9 protein-coding genes are annotated in these 18,305 nt (G+C 54.4%); 1 reads left to right on the plus strand and 8 read right to left on the minus strand.

What is annotated here, in order from left to right; genetic code table 11:
• Positions 1-167: 167 nt before the first annotated feature.
• A complete protein-coding gene (locus ACQUQU_RS10510; protein WP_430459636.1) occupies positions 168-2,048 on the minus strand; it encodes an HD-GYP domain-containing protein in 1,881 nt (626 codons plus the stop codon).
• Between the two features lie 71 nt (positions 2,049-2,119).
• Positions 2,120-3,097 (minus strand): LysR family transcriptional regulator, encoded by a 978-nt coding sequence (locus ACQUQU_RS10515; RefSeq protein ID WP_430459637.1) that lies wholly within the window; start codon positions 3,095-3,097, stop codon positions 2,120-2,122.
• 355 nt (positions 3,098-3,452) lie between these two features.
• Here ACQUQU_RS10515 and ACQUQU_RS10520 point away from each other — a divergent pair, with 355 nt between their 5' ends.
• A complete protein-coding gene (locus ACQUQU_RS10520) occupies positions 3,453-3,908 on the plus strand; it encodes a leucine-rich repeat domain-containing protein (protein WP_430459638.1) in 456 nt (151 codons plus the stop codon).
• A 117-nt stretch (positions 3,909-4,025) separates the two neighbouring features.
• On the opposite strand, the gene ACQUQU_RS10525 is transcribed toward ACQUQU_RS10520, so the two are convergent.
• From ACQUQU_RS10525 to ACQUQU_RS10550, 6 genes are read right to left on the minus strand one after another with little or no spacing between them, the layout of a single operon-like run.
• On the minus strand, positions 4,026-5,186 hold the full coding sequence (locus ACQUQU_RS10525) for a hypothetical protein (RefSeq protein WP_430459639.1): 1,161 nt from the start codon (positions 5,184-5,186) through the stop codon (positions 4,026-4,028).
• Between the two features lie 16 nt (positions 5,187-5,202).
• Positions 5,203-5,670 (minus strand): DUF6160 family protein, encoded by a 468-nt coding sequence (locus ACQUQU_RS10530; RefSeq protein WP_430459640.1) that lies wholly within the window; start codon positions 5,668-5,670, stop codon positions 5,203-5,205.
• Positions 5,670-7,079, minus strand: coding sequence for a hypothetical protein (locus ACQUQU_RS10535; RefSeq protein ID WP_430459641.1), 1,410 nt, complete (start codon positions 7,077-7,079; stop codon positions 5,670-5,672). Before ACQUQU_RS10535 ends, ACQUQU_RS10530 begins: the two co-directional genes overlap by 1 nt.
• A 10-nt stretch (positions 7,080-7,089) precedes the next feature.
• Positions 7,090-15,483 carry a lectin-like protein gene (locus ACQUQU_RS10540; protein WP_430459642.1) on the minus strand — a complete coding sequence of 2,798 codons (8,394 nt, stop codon included), beginning with the start codon at positions 15,481-15,483 and terminating at the stop codon, positions 7,090-7,092.
• A 15-nt stretch (positions 15,484-15,498) separates the two neighbouring features.
• On the minus strand, positions 15,499-16,998 hold the full coding sequence (locus ACQUQU_RS10545) for a DUF6160 family protein (protein WP_430459643.1): 1,500 nt from the start codon (positions 16,996-16,998) through the stop codon (positions 15,499-15,501).
• Entirely contained in the window at positions 16,998-18,125 is a 1,128-nt protein-coding gene (locus ACQUQU_RS10550; protein WP_430459644.1) for a DUF6160 family protein, read from the minus strand. The genes ACQUQU_RS10545 and ACQUQU_RS10550 overlap by 1 nt, the downstream gene beginning before the upstream one ends.
• Between the last annotated feature and the right edge of the window lie 180 nt (positions 18,126-18,305).

Here is an 18,305-nt window from a genome sequence, read left to right on the forward strand (position 1 = left end):
AGAGGAACACAGGAAATTACAGCGGTGTGGGTTCGGCAGAGTAGCTGCGATCGTCCGGGTGATCAGGAACGTCCGTTAACACACCGCACCATAAATTGACGGGGTGCAGTATGTTGCGGATATATGACACTTACATGACATTCAGCCGGATGACACCGGCGCAGACGTCAGAGCGATTTCAGCGAGGGCAGGATGTGAGTGAGGGGTAATTCCGTAAAAATCCTGACCAGATTCTGATCAATTTTTCCGGATTTTCCTTCAGCGTTGAGAATATCGAGCGCCCGTTCAACGGGCAGCGCTGGTTTGTACGGGCGGTCTGAGGCGGTCAGCGCATCGAAGATATCGCACACGGCCATGATTTTTGCGCCAGGCGGAATCTGGGGTTCACTAAGACCAAAGGGATAACCCGTGCCATCCAGCTTTTCATGGTGGGCACCGGCAATGGATGGAATGCCGCTGAGTTCAGGCGTCCAGGGAATGGTTGCCAGAAAATTAATGGTATGGGTGACGTGGCTTTCGATTTCCTGCCGCTCTTCTAAGGTAAGACTGCCCCGCTTAACGGCCAGCGAAAGAAAATCGTCTTCATCCAGCAGGGGCACATCGCGGCCATCGCGTTCCGTAAAGCGCTCTTGCCGGATCGCCTGCAGATGCCCGAAGGTATCTTCATCCAATACGCTCGGTTCGTTGGCCAGCGATACGGCCGAACGCATGCTTTGAATACGGGCCAGCTCACTGGCTTCTTCAGCGGCCAATGTTTCATCCAGCGCAGACGACAGGGTATGCGCCCGCATGTGCTCAAGGCGCAGGGTCAGAAAACGGTTTTTAACGCGTTCGTGCTGGATATCCATACGGAACTGAAAACGCAGCCAGGCTTCTGGCGACAGCTTTTTGGCTTTTACCAGCACATGCTCGCGCACGCCGACCTTACCGAAGTCGTGCAACAACGCGGCGTAGCGCAGTTCACGCAGTTGCGGCAGCGTAAAGCGGATCGCCTGCAGTGCAGGCAGGCGGCTCATGTCGGTGGCTTCCGCCAGCGCCACGGTCAGCTCAGCGACGCGGAACGAATGGCCACTGGTGGTCGGGTCGCGTTGTTCAATGGCGCGCACCGAGGCCCGCACAAAGCCTTCAAACAGCATATTAATGCGTTCAACCAGCAGGTTGTTTTCAATCGCCACCGCCGCCTGGCTGGCCAGCGTTTCCAGCAGGGTTACCAGAGGCTCATCAAACGGGATGGTCTGGGCCTCGCACAAGGCAGGCGACGTCAGCCGGATGGCTTCATGTTTCTTGCGGTTCAGGAACTGGATGACACCGGTCACCCGGCCGTCGTGGGTGCGCATCGGAATGACCAGCATCGAGCGGGTGCGATAACCAATGCGGTGATCGAAGGCCTGATTAAAATGATACGGCGCCGAGTCTGGAATGGCGTAAACGTCATCAAAGTTAAGAATCTGCCCTTCAATCGCGGCGAAGCCAGCCAAAGACTGGGTATTCAGGGGAAAGCGCTGCTCGGTGAAGTCGAGTGCGACGGAATCGTTCTGAGTCAGCTTAAACACCAGCTCAGGTGCCTCACCGCCCTTTTCTTCGATCAGGAATATAGAAGCGGCATCGCAATGGGCGAAGCGGCGGGCTTCGGTCAGGATGCGGGCCAGCAGCGCCGGATGATCCTGCTCTGCCGATAACGCCAGACCAATTTGCATCAGGCGCTCAAGCTGCTGCTCCTGCTGCTGCAGGGACTGCTGCAGCTGACTGGCCGCCTGCTCAGCCCTCTGCAGGCGCAGCGCCTGTGTGAGCGCATTGCGCAGAAAAACCGGAGGCATACCCGGCGGCAGAAGGATTTCATTGGCGCCGGCGATGTGTCCAGCATCCGCTTCGGTCAGGACAAAAGCATCCGCCCGATGAGCGGGGCAGGCCTGCCCTGCTGGCACGACCAACAGATCAGCCGACGCCGCATCAGACGCCACCAGCACACCGTCGCGCACCAGTTGCGTGATGATGTCCTGCGCAGCACCGGTCACGGCCGGACTGTGTATACGGGCCACTGACGCCATCTGTTGTCCTCTCTGGCACACCAGAGTTCAGACTAGCAGCGGCAACCTGCAGCGACCAGTACGGCGGCCGCTCAGGAGACCGTCGGTGGCTCCGCCATTAAGGTCGTAAAAGCCGCCAGCCGTTCTTCAACGGTCGGCAGTTTGTTCACCCGGGTTTCCAGTTGCTCAATGCTGTTCACCACAAAGTCGATGTACGCCCGGACTTTGCGCGGCAAATACTGGCGCGATGGGTAAGCCAGAGAAATGGGGATACGCTTCAGTTCCCAATCAGAAAACAGCGGCACCAGTTGTCCTGAAATCACGTGCTCGACCGCCACCAGAAATGGCAGCTGCCCGATACCAGCGCCGCTGATAATGGCCCCTAGTGCCGAAGTCACCAGATTGGTCGACACCACATGATCAACCCGCACATTGACACTCTCGCCGGTATCGCAGTGCACCATCTCATACCATTGATCCTGCGGGCCCGCGCTGTTCTTCACGCATTTCATGTTCTGCAGGTCCTGCGGATGAACCGGCTTGCCCATTCTGCCGAGGTATTCAGGTGACGCGACCAGCACAGAATCGGCATCGAGCAGCTTACGCCCGATTAAGGTGGAGTCCGGCATGTCGCCGGCGAAGAAACCCACATCGAACCCGTCCTGCACCAGATTGGTTGACTCACCATAGTGAACAATCTCGATGCGGATATCCGGGAACAGGGTCTGGAACCCACCAATGTGCTGACCAATCACCGTGCTGCCCATCACCATAGGTACCGCGATGCGCAGCAACCCCTGAGGGTTTTCCTCACGATCAGAAATCATCTCGTGGGTCTCGAGAATCTCATTCACCAGATGGCGACAGCGGTTGTAGTAAGCAGCGCCCACTTCGGTCAGACTCAGTTGACGCGTGGTACGCTGCAGCAGGCGACAACCCAGCTTTTCTTCGAGGTCGGCCACCATGCGGCTGATACGCGACTTAGGCATCCCCAGCACCTTACCGGCACTGGTAAAACTGCCTTCGTCGACAACCCGGATAAAAACCGTGAGTTCATTCAGATCCAGCATGAAATTCCTTAACTGCTCTATGTGACAAAACGGGCAGACTTTTATTTTTCTATAAAAAACAATCGGTTACAAAGCACTTCAAAATACCCCGCAAAGTGGTGTCAATACATGCCTTGTGGTACGATGGAACACATTACAAAAATAATAAGACAACATCACCATGACCCGTTCCTGGAACAAATGCGCCCTCGCGCTAGCGATGTCTTCTGTACTCGCCGCCTGCGGAAACTCAGGTGGAAGTTCTGGCCATGCCTCATCTGCCAACACAGGTTCGCCTGACAGCGCAGGCAACGGCTCACAAATCAGCGACGTTAAACAGACTCCGCTTAATCTGAACCTCATCTCAGACAGTGCTTTGCGCACCTGTGTGGAAGAAACCGGCGTTTCCTACACCCAGCAATTGCAGATACTGGAATGCGCGGACTATAACATCGGCTCTTTGGACGGAATCGAGCAGTTTCAGCAACTCAGAGTCCTGAATCTGAGACTCAACGACATTCAGGATCTGTCGCCGCTGGCCGATTTAAAAAACCTTTCATATCTGGATATCAGCCGCAATCAGGTATCTGATATCAGCCCGCTGACCAAGCTGGTGCAGCTCAATACACTGGCCGCTGCCAACAACAGCATCACGAATATTGAAGCGCTGGGCACCCTGCCTAAGCTCGACCGCCTGTACATCAACGACAACCGCATTGCGAGCCTGGAGCCCGTCAAAGACATCGCCTCTATACGCCACCTGACGGCAAACAATAATCCTGCGGGTTTCCCTTCTGCGCTGCCAGCGAATATTGCGACCTACCGTATCTGAACGGGTCGCAAACTCCGGCAGTGACTCAGCACCTTATCTGATCATTAATACAAACAAGTATTCAGCATAATCCTCTGAATTCTTAAATAAAAAAGCCGGCGTTCGCCGGCTTTTTTATCAGTTGCTGGTGTAGGTCTGCGACCAGCTTGGCAGGGTATTCACGTTACCGTAGTTGGTATTGCCACCGTACAGCTGAAATTTAGGATGGCTCGGAAAGTAGTTGTTTGGATGCTGGCCCTGTTGCGTGGTGGCTTTCAGGGAATCATCGCCACCCAGGTTGATCCAGAAGCCCGGCTGGGTAACTTCTGGAGAAAAGCCCTGTACCGAGCTCCACTGAATTGAGCGGGTACCGACAGAGAAGAAAAAGGCTTTCGAGTGCTCAATATAGTTCGACTGAACCGGGAACAGCTGGGCTTCTTTCGATTCATTAACCAGGCTATCGGGATCCGTCACCAGAATACTGGCCAGACCGGAGACCGAATACAGATTGAGGTTGTTGGCATCCAGCCAGCCTATGGTACGCACGCCACCCAAAAATGCATCCAGCTTAATTTCCCCTACCGGAATAACGCCCCCTAATTTTGGCTCAGCTACAATAGAAGGTCTGATAAAACCGGATACCACGTCAATAATGTTGCCCTGATACCCAAAGGACTCTTCTGCACCTAAACGGAAACCCACCAGTTTACGCACGCCGGACGACTCGTCGAAGGCAAACTCAAAGTACGGGTTCTCTTGCACGAACGGCAGCATTTCATAAACACCGTTACCCTTATCGCGGATCTGGCCCATGGTCAGATCACGCAGTTTGATATCCACGCCACCATCCGGTTGGAAACCACCCGGGTAGTCGAAGAAACTCAGGCCAGCTGTTTCGTGAGTCAAGGCGGAGGATTTGTAATTACTTTCCGCAAGACCTACAGAGCCACAAGGCTTCGCAGTACAAGCCCAGTTAATATTATCGTTATAACTTACCGGAACGACGTTGTTGTAACAGATCTTGTCGCCTCCAGCACCGCCGGTACAGTTGGTGCCCTCTGGGCGCCAGTAACGGCCCAGTGACAGCTCATCAATGTTAGCGTTAATTTCGATACGGGCACCAATGGTCAGACGCAGCATATCCAGTGAAGAACCATCCGCCTGAGTGACCGACTGATCGTTCACCTCAAAAATCGCCTGACCATAAGTATCCGAAAGCGCCGCTTCATCCATCATTTTCATTGCATAGCCGGATGCAGAAGCAACCAGAGCAAGGGTAGTAACGATTGTTTTTATCATAGTAGTCACATGCCCGTTATTGAGTCGAAAAAATACTCATTGTGGTATTCGCCGGGAACTGAAGCGTCCCATCGTATTCAATGGCCATCACAAAACGGGATGACGCGTTCACTTCTTTTTCACTGCTGAGATAAAGCCCTTCGGTTTTGAACTCATCAAAAACAATTTCTTCCGGAAGAGTCCACTGTAACGCCCCCTCAGAACCGGAAGGACCGAAGTCGTTGATCACATCCAGCTTCAGGCCTTTAATTTCGATCGAACCCGTGATGTTATTGATGACCAGCCAATAATCCTGCCCATCAAGATACTCAGCGTCCGCATTGGTGTAGCTGATCCGGGAGCCATCATCAAAATCAGCCTTGGCACTCAGTGTAATACCCGCCTGTCCGGACTCTTCCCCCAGATCCGCTTCACTCATTTCTGCCATTTCCGCTTTTGCGGTCAGCGACAGAAACACGAATAAGAAACCATAGATTTTCATCATCAGAGATCCTGTGTAGTGAAGATCAGGCGCTGAATTTCCAATCCTTTGATTTCCAGAACGTTCTGATTCGGAATATAAGGAATGGTACTGTCCGGGTTGGCCTGGTTATAGATGGCCACCTGCTCATTATAAATAACGGTTTTTGGCACAAAGGCACGGTGGGTAACGTCATCAACGGTTGCCACAATGGCACCACTGGCATCGCGCAGATAGATATCTTCAACACCGGTAATGATTTCCGGATCATCAGGGTCTCCAAAGCCCAGCGACTGAATATAAATATTGCCTTGCGGCGCCGGACCCACATCCTGTGGCAGAGCAGCAATTTCCATGCGCAGCTGTGTGGTTGCCGGCAAATAAACCGGGTTTTTCCAGGTGCCACGCTGAATCTGTGAATACTGCACAGTACTGATGGTGACCGGCTGGTCAAAAGAACCCAAAGGCAGATAAACATCGACGCCACGCAATTCCAGCATGCTGGACGCAGCACCACTCGGATCGGCGGTGATGCGGATGACGTCAGCGCGAAGTCCTGTCGTCATCGACATGGCAAGACCACGGTCGGCATATATGGGCTGACCACCATTGGTATACCGGGCCCTATCTGCAGCACTCAGGGTTTCACCCTGATTATCATGTGCCCAGATATAGGTGGACGTACCATAGAGCCGCGCGCCTTCCACATCGACATAGGCCAAGAACTGATCGTCGGCACCGAAGTCACGGTTTTCATCAGTAATTGAGTCCAGGCGGAAGTGCAGGTCAAATTTATCGGTCGCCTGATCAAGGCGGTCTTCCTGCGCCTGAAGGTAGGCTTCGTAGTTGGCAGCTGTCGTGTAAAGACTACCGACACTCACAGCCTGATTATTAAAGAACCCCTGCGGCAGGCCCTGGTAGTAGGACGTGGAACCGGCACGTGGCGACACCTGAAACATTTTGTTGGAGTAGGTATAAAAGTTGCGATTCAGCTGCGTCACATCCGCAGCCGGATACCCGGTGTACAGAGCTGTGTGTACGCGATTACCCGTTACGAAGGTTCCATCTCCTTCTGGATCAATCAGGCCGGAGTGAGACTCGGTAATCTCACGCAAATCCCCGACATAGAAAGGATCATCATAGGTACCAAAGCGACCACCACTGGCGGCACCACCGGCTTCGGTACCACTTTTATAGAAACGCAGTTCGCTGAAAATAAGGTACTCAGGATCTGCATCGTCCGTCAGGCGGATACGCAACTGGAAATCGTCCGGATTACCGTAATCACCCGAGTGGATCACCACATTATCGAACACAGCACCGATACCTTCGCCGGTAACATTACCGAGTTCGTTCTCATCCAGCGACTGCATTGCGAGAACAAACTGCGGCAAAGTTAAAACTAAAGCGGACGTTAAAATTTTAATGTTCATAAATCACACCTTAGTTTGAGTACCACTGCCATGAACGATAACTACAGCTCAGGCCCGAGTCTGCACGCAGGAACAGATTTCCACCGATGGCACCACACATAACGTAATCTGGTGCCCCTACTACCGATATTCTGTCACCAGACATAGAGAACTGCTGCAAATTATTGTTTGAATCACACGCCTCAATTCTGAAGTTGGCGCTATTACTGTTGCTTGGTACTGCTAAACACATGCCAGGCTGACTACGGCTTTCTATTTGTTTAGTGAAGGCATTAAAAGTGAATGTGTAATTATTCACTGCAACAGGGCCACAGCTATTGCCGATACCGTAATCCCATTCAATGTCTGTAGCACCACTGATGTATGCACACTCGTTATTATCGTTGTATTCAATCCTGCGCCACACTTCCGTTGGATGAAAACGATACGTCTGCTCAACAACATCCCCGGTCACGTTTCCGACAAAACGCACTTTCATTTCTACATCGCTGCTGTTGCCATCGGTAACATATGGCATCAACAAGCGAGGGTTAAAAGCGGCACCACTGGCAGGATCCAACGCAATCGACCCAGTCGCATTCACCGACTGTTCGGGCGCATCATCTTTCCGCAGTAACGCGCTCAGGCTCTGGCTATTAACCGTCGCATTCACACTGCCTGCCTGATAGAAGGTTACGGAATACAAAAGTGCCGTATCCTGAATATCGTAAATTCCCTGATAAGCATTGAAAGAAGCATTCAAAGCGACATAGCCATGAACCGGCTGAATATCACGAGTAATGTGTTCAACACTGGTATAGGTTGTTGCGTTCAGCGCAGTGTTACCCTGACTGGTTACCCGCGTGGCACTGGCTGACGCGAAGATGTCACTCAGAAAATCCCGGGTGTTTTTAATACGGAAAGAGACTTCCGAGAAATTCTGGGTGTCTTTATTCGCGTTGGCGATATCGCCGATACCGACAACGCGATCTGGACTGGCGTTGTCCATTCGCAGCGTCACAACACGATTATCCATTGGTTCAACCGTGTTCACTGTCTGTACAACCAGACTACGGTCATCATCACCATTGCGAGTAAACGCCATATTTCCGGTTGCGGAAGCAGAAGCCCCATCAATGCTCAACGACAATATGTCACTCAGCACGTAACCACTGAGAAGCGTGGAAGACAGCTCGTAATCGGCTGAGAATGCCGTATTACTGTTCTGCGTGCGAACAACATTAATGGTAACTGCCCCACCCTCATCCACTTCCAGTAAACCGGTAGCCGGTGCACCTGTAATGCTGGAAGTGAGCAGCGCCGGTGTGGTGACGTCGGTGATGGTCAGCGCCAGCGTATTCTGGGTAATGGTTTCATCCAGCCCATCACCAGTCGTCGGTTGAATCTGGAACGTCAGAACTTCGTCGTTTTCCTGTTCATGATCATTAATCACAGTAAAGGTAACGACCTGAAGTTTATCGGCAATTGAGCTTCCGGGCGTCAGCTCGGGGAATACCAGCTGTGCGGTAAATCCGGCATCAGTGGTTGGCGCGTCGTTCGGCGTCTGTGCTGTTTTCACCACATTCAGAATGCCCGCCGGAGCGTAGAGCGACGTGTTGATACGCTCCACGATGGCTTCACACTCTTCTGAACCGGTTGCCCGCAGTTCGTCCGGCACGCTCGCATCGGTATTCGGTTCTTTACAGGTCGCAGAACCCGAGACAAAGCGGAATTCACCCGGAGCGTAATCGCGGATCGTGATTTGTGCCTGATTCTGAGCGGTCAGAATCGGATCAAGGGTAGCGGCATCGTAGTTAAGACCCGTGATGGTAATCTGAAGGGTCATATCAGCATCACCAATCGACGGATTATCAAACACCTGAATATCAAAGCATTTGTCGGTGCTGTCGCCATCAAGGAATTGTACAGAATCCGACAACCCGACAGGCTGAAGACCAGTCGCCAGGAACTGATAATCACCCGTCGAAACATCCGCGCCTGCGACGGCAGAACCGGATATTTCATAATTCACCGTCACCAGACCCGTTGCTCCGGATTCGCGTTTGATACAGATCTGCTGAGTCGCCGCGTTATTTTCCAGAACAATCTGAGGATCCGGCCCTTCGATGGAGAAGTTACCGTAAGGGTTTGGCGTCAGGTCAGTAAGGCGCAGCACATAATTGGCCGGAGATCCGGTGGTTGCACCAGACGCATTGGCAATTTTCAGACGCGCTGTTTCTGTACCTTCACGGATATTATCGTCCGCATTATCGAGGGTAAGGGTAAAGGTCTGAATACCACGGGTGTCCGCCGCCCAGGTAACCGGGAATCCGGTGCCCGACGCGTAAGCGGCGCCGAACGCCAGATCGGCCGTATCGGTTGCCGTTACCATATCCGCCTGCTCACCCAGCTCGGCCGTGCTGTTGGCCGTATCCAGATCAACATAGACAGTCAGCGGCGCTTTGCTGCCACGGGTACGTTCCAGTGACACAGTGACCGTATTGCCAGGCGCGGTTGCAAATTCATCAGCCACGGAACCGGCCGAAGCAAACTGTACCTGACCCAGAGGCGGTGTTGGTAACACCTGCCCACGCTCGGTAGCGGTCAGGACACGATTGAAGATCTGAATATCATCGATCAGACCCGTAAAGGATTCTGCTGATCCCGGAACATGACCGACGTAGAAACTGCCAGTATTGCCGACCGACGTTTCGCCGACGAAATCGTAACTGGCCACCAGCGCTTCATCGATGTACACATCAAAGCCGTCGGTGCGTTTTGAATAAATAATATTCAGCCACTGCTGGAACGGAATATTGGATTGATTCGCCGAGCGGTTGGCTTCCAGCGTGGTGCTGTTGGTGGAGTGCAGACTTTCTTCACCCGGGAACAGGAACATCGCCGGCTGGCGGTCCATCTCGCCGTCACCTTTCTGCAGAATACCGCGCCAGTATCCTGTACCCGCCACTTCAATACTCATACGGAAGGCGATGGTGTAGGCCGTTGCCGGAATATCGAGGCCATTGGACGGATCGGCCGTCAGACCCGGAACGATCATCACATCCGTCGGGGTCAGCGATAATGAGCCCGACGCTACGGCCGGCAGCGGATTAGCGACGGTATTGATCGCGTCGTGACCGTTACCGGAAATGTCTTTTTCCGGCGCAGCCGCGTCGCTGAAATCGTAGTGAGCCAGAATCGGCGCCTTGATACGCACGGTCACGAAATAGTCGGCGCTCACCGCCGTGGCGGTACCAGGCGGAATGTCGGTCACCGTCAGCTTGAACGTCAGCAGCGCATCCGTCTGCAGCAGCGTTGGCGCATTGTACTGGGCCGTCACTGTGCCAGTGCCCAGAGCACCGGTCACCAACTGATTATTGCTGACCACCACATCGGAGTCGGCCACATTACTGAAGCGGCTGTCGCTCACCAGAGTCCAGATGGCGCTGGCAATACCGACTTCTTCATCGTCCGCCAGTGCCGCTGACAGCACCACGCCCGGGGTTTGTTCTGCGACAACCAAAGCCGTTGCCGAGGTGTCGGCCACTACCGGGAAGTTGGTTTCAGCGCCATTGACGGTCCATTCACCCTCTTCCACCCGGTCCTGCGCGTTGATCCAGACCTGCGACAAACCACCGAGCTCCATCGCCAGCTTCAGCTTGGCGTTCTGTACGGCGTCGGTAGGCGCAGCGAAGCTCCAGTTCTCGTCGGCGGTATCCAGTGAGTCACAGGCGGTGAAACCTTCTGACCAGCGCATATTGGTGGTTGGCGTGACATTGACGATGCGCCACTCGTAACCGTTGGTGCAGGCGTAGCCACGCGAAACCGCGCTGCCTGCCGTGTATTTGCAGGAGTCTGCGTACCAGGTGCCTGACCCCGGTGTGACGCGGTCAAAATAAGCGCAGTCGTTGGTCTGGTCGAGCAGACTGTCGACGGCCCAGTCGGCGTAAACCTGATACGGGCGCCAGTTGCCCTCGACCTCCTGATCACTCAGGTTGAGCCATGCGGCCTTGCCGGCACTGGCCACGACAGACGACAGCAGCGCCTGATCCATGGTCGCGGAACGGCTGCCGTAACCGTGCGGGGTAAAGAATTCACTGCCCGGGAATTCGAGCGCACAGGCAGAGAAGCCCTGCGACCAGATGCCGGTGGACGAAGTCACAAACCATTCAATGTTGGAACCGGTTACCTGACGGCAGGCAAAAGCGGCCATTTCCGTCGAGCAACGGGCAGCGTGCCACTGGCCGTCGGTGGCGATCTGAGCGCAGTCGCGGTTGCTGATGTTGGATGGTTCACCGGTTGCCCACCAGGCGTAACGCAGGCGGTTGGCAATCCACTGCGACTCCAGCGCCGTGTCACTCATGTTGATCCACACCGGCTGCCCCGCCATGACGGCAATCAGCTCGCTGAGTTCATCCGGTGTGCGTGGCACCGCAAACAGGCTGTTGTTCTGTTCCTGACAGGCGGCAAAACCGTCGTCCCACTTGCCGGACAAACCCGTAATGGTCCAGCTGCCGTTAAAACAGGCGTAGGCGTAACCGGAGTTGCACGGTACGTCAGTCCAGTTGCCAGAGGTATCCAGCAAGGCACAGTCAGAGTTGTTGTAGTTGTCGAACACCGGCTTCTGCCAGACACCCAGCTTCAGGCGATCGGCAAACCAGCGGTTATTGGCCGAGGTAATTTCGCTGACGTAGTAGTAATTCAGCCAGGTATTTTTAACCTGGGCAGATGCCGCGCGAATCGCCGTGTCCAGCGCCTGCTCTTCGGCTGCCGTTACCGGCGCGGAGAAATAAAATTGCGGGCCAAACTGATCCTTACACATGCGGTTGCCGCGCTCGTAAGACCAGTAGTCTTCGCCAACCTGTGGCACCACTTGCAGCGAACCATTCACCAATGCGCCCTTGGAGGTCGCCACGTTCCAGCTGGAACCGTCGAAGCAGGCGTAATGCGCCGCCGCAGAGGTGCAACTGGCCGTGCGCCACGGGTTGTTCTGACCCGAGGATACGGTGGATTTATACACACACAGATTGACCGGCTCTTCACCCGGATACGCAGGGCTCAGCCAGTTGGTAAAGGGCAGATTTTTGCGGAACGACGTGCCGGTGGTAACCGCCGTCACATGATCTTCATTGCCGCCATCCGTCATGTTCAGCCACACACGGGTAATGGCAGTACCGCGCTCTTTCTGTGCCAGCAGGCGCGCAAAGTCGATCTGAATGGCGTCGTTCTGAGTCAGCGGCGCCGCAAACACATAGCCCGTACCGTATTCGGTAAAGCACTGTTTGTGTCCGTCGGCCAGATTCTGAATGCGGCCCTGCGCCTGAGTGACTTTCCAGGTATAGCCATCGGTACAGGCCCACGGATAATCAACGGAACTGGTGCAGCTGATGTCGCTCCAGAAGCCATCATCCGCCTGCACCACGCAGTCTTCACCCTTCACAACCGAGGTTTCAGCAGCGGCTAAAACACCACCGTTGTCCGGCTGACCTGAGGCCCAGTTCGGATACTGCGCAATCGCCGCCGCATTGGTTACCCACACGCCTTCACGCATGGCGTCGGTGGCGTTAATCCAGACCGCTGCAACCCCTTCTGTATTCAACAGCGCACGGGCCTGCAGGTTTTCGTTGTAGGTTTCCGGCGCGGCGAAGACCCAGCCCGCTCCCAGAGCGGCACAGGCATTGGTGGCGGTGGAAAAATCATCCAGCGCATCAGACGTCAGCGACAGCGCCCAGTTGCTGCCATTGCGGCACAGGTAACGATAGGTGGTTGCCGATGAGCAATTCTTGTCGGCCCAGCTGCCTTCATCGTCGTTCTGCAGCACAGCGCAGTTTTCCTGGCTGGCGCCGTCTGGTTCCGTGGCAGACCAGATCGGTGTGGTGGTCGAACGACGGTTCCATTCCCACACAGCAAAATCGTTCAGACGGTTACCGTTAATCCAGAAATCACCGCCAACACCTTCGATCAGGGCAAAATATTGCAGCAGCAACGATTCATCCTGCGAACGAGGCGCCACAAACAGATACCCGGTACCCAGCGTGTCACAGGCGTTCTGGCCGTTTGCAAAATCCGTGAGGCTGACGTTGCTGTCCGTGAAATACCAGCGGCCGCCCGTGGTACAGGCAACCGGCAGTGACTGACTGCAGTCGCGGGCACGCCAACGGGAAGTGGATGCCGAAGCCGATACACACAGTTCGCTGCTCACAGCGGATGGCTGACCCACTTCCCAGTTGTTCACTTCTTTATTGAGCAGCCAGATACCTTCTGACTGCTGATCGTTGGCGTTGATGTAAGCCTCAGTCACACTGGCCGCATTCATGGCGGCAACCAGATCCGTTTTCTGACTCAGGGTAACCGGAGCAAAGAAATTAAAATGACCACCAAATGCCGCAGCACAGATCTCAGACATGGCTTGTGTGGTGCTGTAGGTGTGTGCCGCCGGAGTAATGCTCCAGGTACCATTATTGCCGGTATAAGGATCGAAGCAGGCAACACGCTCGCTGCGACTGCAGTCGATGTCGTTCCACAAACCACTGGCCGTTTGCTGGGTCGCGCAATCTTCACCTGAGCCTGCATTATTCGGCTCACCTGTGTTCCAGAACGGTGCCAGAACATCCACATTCAGGTTCAGTACGAAAGTCTTTTCGTAACGACGATCGTTCATATTGATCCAGACGTTACCAGCCCCCGCATACGCCGCGATGGTTTTCAGATCCTGCGTCTGCGCATAAGAGGTCGGGGCGGCAAAACGGTAATTGCCCGTCGCGCCATTGCTGTCGGCAATTAATGCACACTGAGCGTTGGCCGCAGCGACCAGCTGATTTTCATTATTCGCATTGTTAGACGCTTCCAGCGCAATCGAGCCCGGAGAAATGGCCCAGTTATAACCATTGAAGCAGGCAACGCGCTGACTGTTGGTGCAGGGGGTATCGTCCCAACGCGCATTGCTGCTGTACAACTGAATACAGTCGCCGGAATCGTTAGGTTCGCCAGGGCTGAAGTAAGCCTTTACCGCGCCATTGGCTTTGGCGGCCTCCTCAAAATAGATGGTGACACCGTCGGAATAACGCTGCCAACTGCTGTAGGCTTTGTTACTGTCATCTTCATTGATCAGGTCATACCAGACACCACCAACCGGATCGCCACCACGGGTATCGGGTTCTTCATAACCTTCATTCCACAGCCATTCACCGGTGTCGGTGATCAGCTTGAGGTTCAGCCAGGCAACCGTACCAGTGCCCTGCGCCTGAATCAGACGCGTTACCAGACTGCGCTCCTGTTCGCTGCGCGGTGCCGCCAGCGAGTAACCGACATAAGCATTGCTGCCGGTATCTGAATCCGGCCGGCTGCAGGCGTCCAGTGCCTGATTGCTGAACTGGTGGGTCGCGTTACGGATGACCCAGGTGCTGTTATTGCTGCACAGAATTTTTGCCCGGCTGTCGCAGTCGGCGCTGATCCACTTACCGTCACTCTGACGAACCGTACTGCAGATTCCCACAGCGGAAGATGGCTGGCCCGATGCCCAGTTGAACAATCCGTGGTTCAGTTTCCAGTAGCCTTCCAGATCCATATCGGTGGCGTTAATCCAGACCGATGACAGACCTGCGCCACTGATGGCGCTGTTCAGCGCTGATTGTTCTGCACTGGTGCGCGGAGCCGCAAACTGGCTGGCGCCGGACGTCGCATTACGGCAAATCGCATTCAGCTCATCCACCGATGTAAATGCCACCGGCGAATTAACCACAGTCCAGGAAGTAAAGGTGCTGTTCGCACAGGCAACCGCACGGGTCGCGCTGCAGCTTAAGTCATTCCAGATACTGCCCGAAGTGCTCTCGGCACAGTTTTCAGAACCACCGGAATTATTCGGTTCACCGCCGTTCCAGAATGGCGCCAGATTGGTGGCGCCTTTATTAATGACCCAGACACCTTCAGACACCATATCCTGAGCATTAATAAATACGCCGTTGGTAATGCCCGCATTGGAAATCAGCGTGGTCAACGCATTGCGCTGTTCCAGCGTGGTGGGTGCGGCAAACTGGCTGCTGATATTGGTACAGGCCGTCTGCGCATTGGAAATAGTGCCGGAGGCATTGTTATCGGCGCCCATGGCAACCGTGCCGGCCGTCAGACTCCATACCGTGCCGTTAAAACAGGCAACACGACGGGTCTGCTCACAGCCGATATCGTTCCACACACCGGTATTGGTCTGGGTCGCGCAGTCTTCACTGCTGGAGTCGTTCGGCTCCCCGGAATTCCAGAAAGTAACGGTATCCGAATTAATACTGACCACCTGGGCCGCAGTGAGGCCGCCGGTGGCACCATCATCAAACCAGATCGAGGTTTTATCAGCGATGGACGCAGCAAAACTCAGTGAGGTACTGAGCATTAAAGTAAGGGTGAGAGCTGTTTTTTTATAATTGTTTTTCATAACCTGCGTGCCCTGTTACTGGAGCGGTTCAACCCGGAAATAACTGCCCGGCTGCAGCGATATATTGTTCATGACCAGTCGCCCGGTCTGCCCCTGCTGAATCAGTCCGTCGCCCACCCGGATCTGATTAATGTTGATATCCATGCTCTGATCCAGAATACCGACGTGCAGACCTTTGTCGGTCTGGTCGATGGTTTGCGATACCGACACATTGTTCAGTACCACACTGGCGGTCAGCTGTGGATCAGGATTGCCCGACACTTCAGCGGGATCGTCTTTAATGGTGAGGTCAAACGAGGTCGTGCCGGCCATCACCAGATCCATCTGCAGACCCTGACTGCCCGCGCCCGGCAGAGTCAGCATTGAAAGATCGATGCTGCCGCCGTTCAGGTTGAGATTTTCAATGGCGTAAGAGCCCATGCTCAGGCTCTGGGAAGAACCATCACCGGCGCTGAGCGTCAGCGAGCCGATGGTCAGGTCCAGATCGGTAATATCGGTAATGTGCGACTCGATACCAGTCACTTTAAAACGATCAATGGCGTTCTCGGACGTAATATCAATGAAGTCCAGGGTGTAACTGATTTCACCATTGGTGTTCAGAGACACATCATTGAAATTCACACGCTGATCGCCGGTGCGGTAAAACACGTTACCGACAGTCATATCACTGTTAATTTTACCGCGAATACCGTCCACCCCGGCGTCGGTATTCGCGGCCATGGTGATGTAACCGGTATTAATCGAAATATCGGCGTAGCCTAAATCACCGAAATCGTTGGCGCCGAAAATGTTGTCGCCGGAGGAATCCAGCAATGAAATATTGCGGATTTCGAAGCTGCCCGAGGTTTCACCGAATTCGAGTTTCAGTTCATCGGTCGTACCGGTCAGAAATAATTCACTGCGGAAGGCGCTTTCACCGGCTTTTGGTAAAAACACGATATCACTGGAGAAGGTTAAGCCGTCTTCATCAAATTGATACGTCAGACCACTGCCCTCTTCCATCACGGTACGGAAGCCAACCTTGGCACCTTCCGGATCATTGAGCAGCACAGTTTCGAGGTAACTGTCGCCAACGAATTTCCACACAGAAAAACGTACGGCGTTAAATAATTCGCGACCGCTGAGCGATACCGCGCCCAGCTCCAGATCCAGCGTATCCACATCGCTCTGGCGGATGCTTACGTTACCCTCTGCATCAATGTCGATATCGGTGCGTATCGTGTCCACACCCGTCATGACACCGGTCGCGTCCGTGGTAATGGTGCGCAGCTTCAGGCCACCAATGGCCAGATAATCTTCACCCTTGCCATCCCGGTCAGCCTCCGTAAAACGCAGCTCACCGGTGGTGAGAAATTCGCCGTTAGGATCGTCAGTGGTGACTTCGATGGTAATGCCCGACTGACCGGAAACTCCGGCCATATCGGTATCTTCCAGCACCTGCATGGCCATCACCGGCACAGACACCGGCAACGACGCCATTACAATGGCCGACAGAATTCGGTTGCGCTTCATCATCAGTGGCCCTCCACCTGCAGGTAGGATGCGTTGGATAAATTCATCTGAATATCCATAGTTCCCAGACTGATCGGATTCACCGTGGTGGCCACCTTGTCAGAACGCATCAGGGTAAAGTCCTGAACAATCACGTTGGCGGTAACACCGGAGGTCGCATCGTTGGTATCGAAATCGAACACCAGACCGCGCTCGCCATCCAGGTTCATGCGCATGCCGTTCACTTCGTAATCACTGGCCAGCACAATACCGGCCGACATTTCAAAGACGTCGGCGCTTGGGTAATCGCCGTCAACGGCACCGGCGATGTAGACGTAATCCAGACTGGAGCCCGCTTTCACGACCGCGTCAAATTCCAGACCGTATTCCGCTGCGCCCCGGGCGTTTTTCACCAGCAGATAGCCACCCGGCTGCAGGTTAATGTCGCGCAGGGCAACACTGTTCAGTACGTCATCGCCGATGCGGGCGTTGTAGAAATTGATATTGCCACCGGTCACGGTTGGCAGACCGATGCGCAGACCTTCGCCAACAAGGTCAAAAGTGATGTCTTTCAGAACAATGCCACCGGACGATGGATTGTAGGGATCGCTGAAATCGACGGTGGTCGTGAAGCGGGCACCCTCGTCTTCAATCCAGGTGTCGTAGGACATGGACGCCGGAATCTCGATATCCAGCTTCAGACCATTGCCCTGATAACCACCGGCGTAGAGATACGTCACCAGCGAGTCACCACTGCCAATCTGGAAGTTGCCCTGACCATAGCCGCCCAGCGACTGGTTGTTAATGGCAATGGAGCCGACTTCCACCTCAAAGGGCAGGTCACGATTGGTAAACACCAGGGCTTTTTCACCGCCGACATCGCGGACTTCCAGATCCACCTGAACCGGACGGTTCGTCGGCGTGTAGACGCGCACCGGGGACATAGAGATGGTACCGACCTCGCCGCCGGCCAGGCCGTCGTCGTCGATATAAGTAATAGAATCGATACGCGCATCGAATTCGGACGTATAACGCAACCCCTGTGCCTGACCCGTTACATCAGACAGGGATGACTCATCCAGCGCTTCCAGAGCAAGAGCGTGTCCGGCCGCCAGCATGGCGCCCAACGCTAGACAGCACTTCAATGCCATCTGCTTCTCCCTTTTTATTGTTGTTATACGTACGTAAAGACATGGTGATACGATCGTGCAAGATAACAGAATCGAAACCCGCGTGCTACTTCCCGGCAGGCCACAGAATAAAGCACTAACTGACATTTGTCTTACACAGAAGCAGGCATGAGCCGGCGGCCGCACGGCCACAGGATTTGT

The sequence above is a fragment of the Thalassolituus sp. LLYu03 genome (genome assembly GCF_050507655.1).
In the GTDB taxonomy this organism is placed as follows: Bacteria; Pseudomonadota; Gammaproteobacteria; order Pseudomonadales; family Oceanobacteraceae; genus Venatoribacter.

Excerpts from the sequence above, each read along its gene's own strand:
- ACQUQU_RS10510 (WP_430459636.1), bottom strand. The coding sequence starts at position 2,048 with ATGGCGTCAGTGGCCCGTATACACAGTCCGGCCGTGACCGGTGCTGCG.
- ACQUQU_RS10515 (WP_430459637.1), bottom strand. The coding sequence starts at position 3,097 with ATGCTGGATCTGAATGAACTCACGGTTTTTATCCGGGTTGTCGACGAA.
- ACQUQU_RS10525 (WP_430459639.1), bottom strand. The coding sequence starts at position 5,186 with ATGATAAAAACAATCGTTACTACCCTTGCTCTGGTTGCTTCTGCATCC.
- ACQUQU_RS10530 (WP_430459640.1), bottom strand. The coding sequence starts at position 5,670 with ATGATGAAAATCTATGGTTTCTTATTCGTGTTTCTGTCGCTGACCGCA.
- ACQUQU_RS10535 (WP_430459641.1), bottom strand. The coding sequence starts at position 7,079 with ATGAACATTAAAATTTTAACGTCCGCTTTAGTTTTAACTTTGCCGCAG.
- ACQUQU_RS10540 (WP_430459642.1), bottom strand. The coding sequence starts at position 15,483 with ATGAAAAACAATTATAAAAAAACAGCTCTCACCCTTACTTTAATGCTC.
- ACQUQU_RS10545 (WP_430459643.1), bottom strand. The coding sequence starts at position 16,998 with ATGATGAAGCGCAACCGAATTCTGTCGGCCATTGTAATGGCGTCGTTG.
- ACQUQU_RS10550 (WP_430459644.1), bottom strand. The coding sequence starts at position 18,125 with ATGGCATTGAAGTGCTGTCTAGCGTTGGGCGCCATGCTGGCGGCCGGA.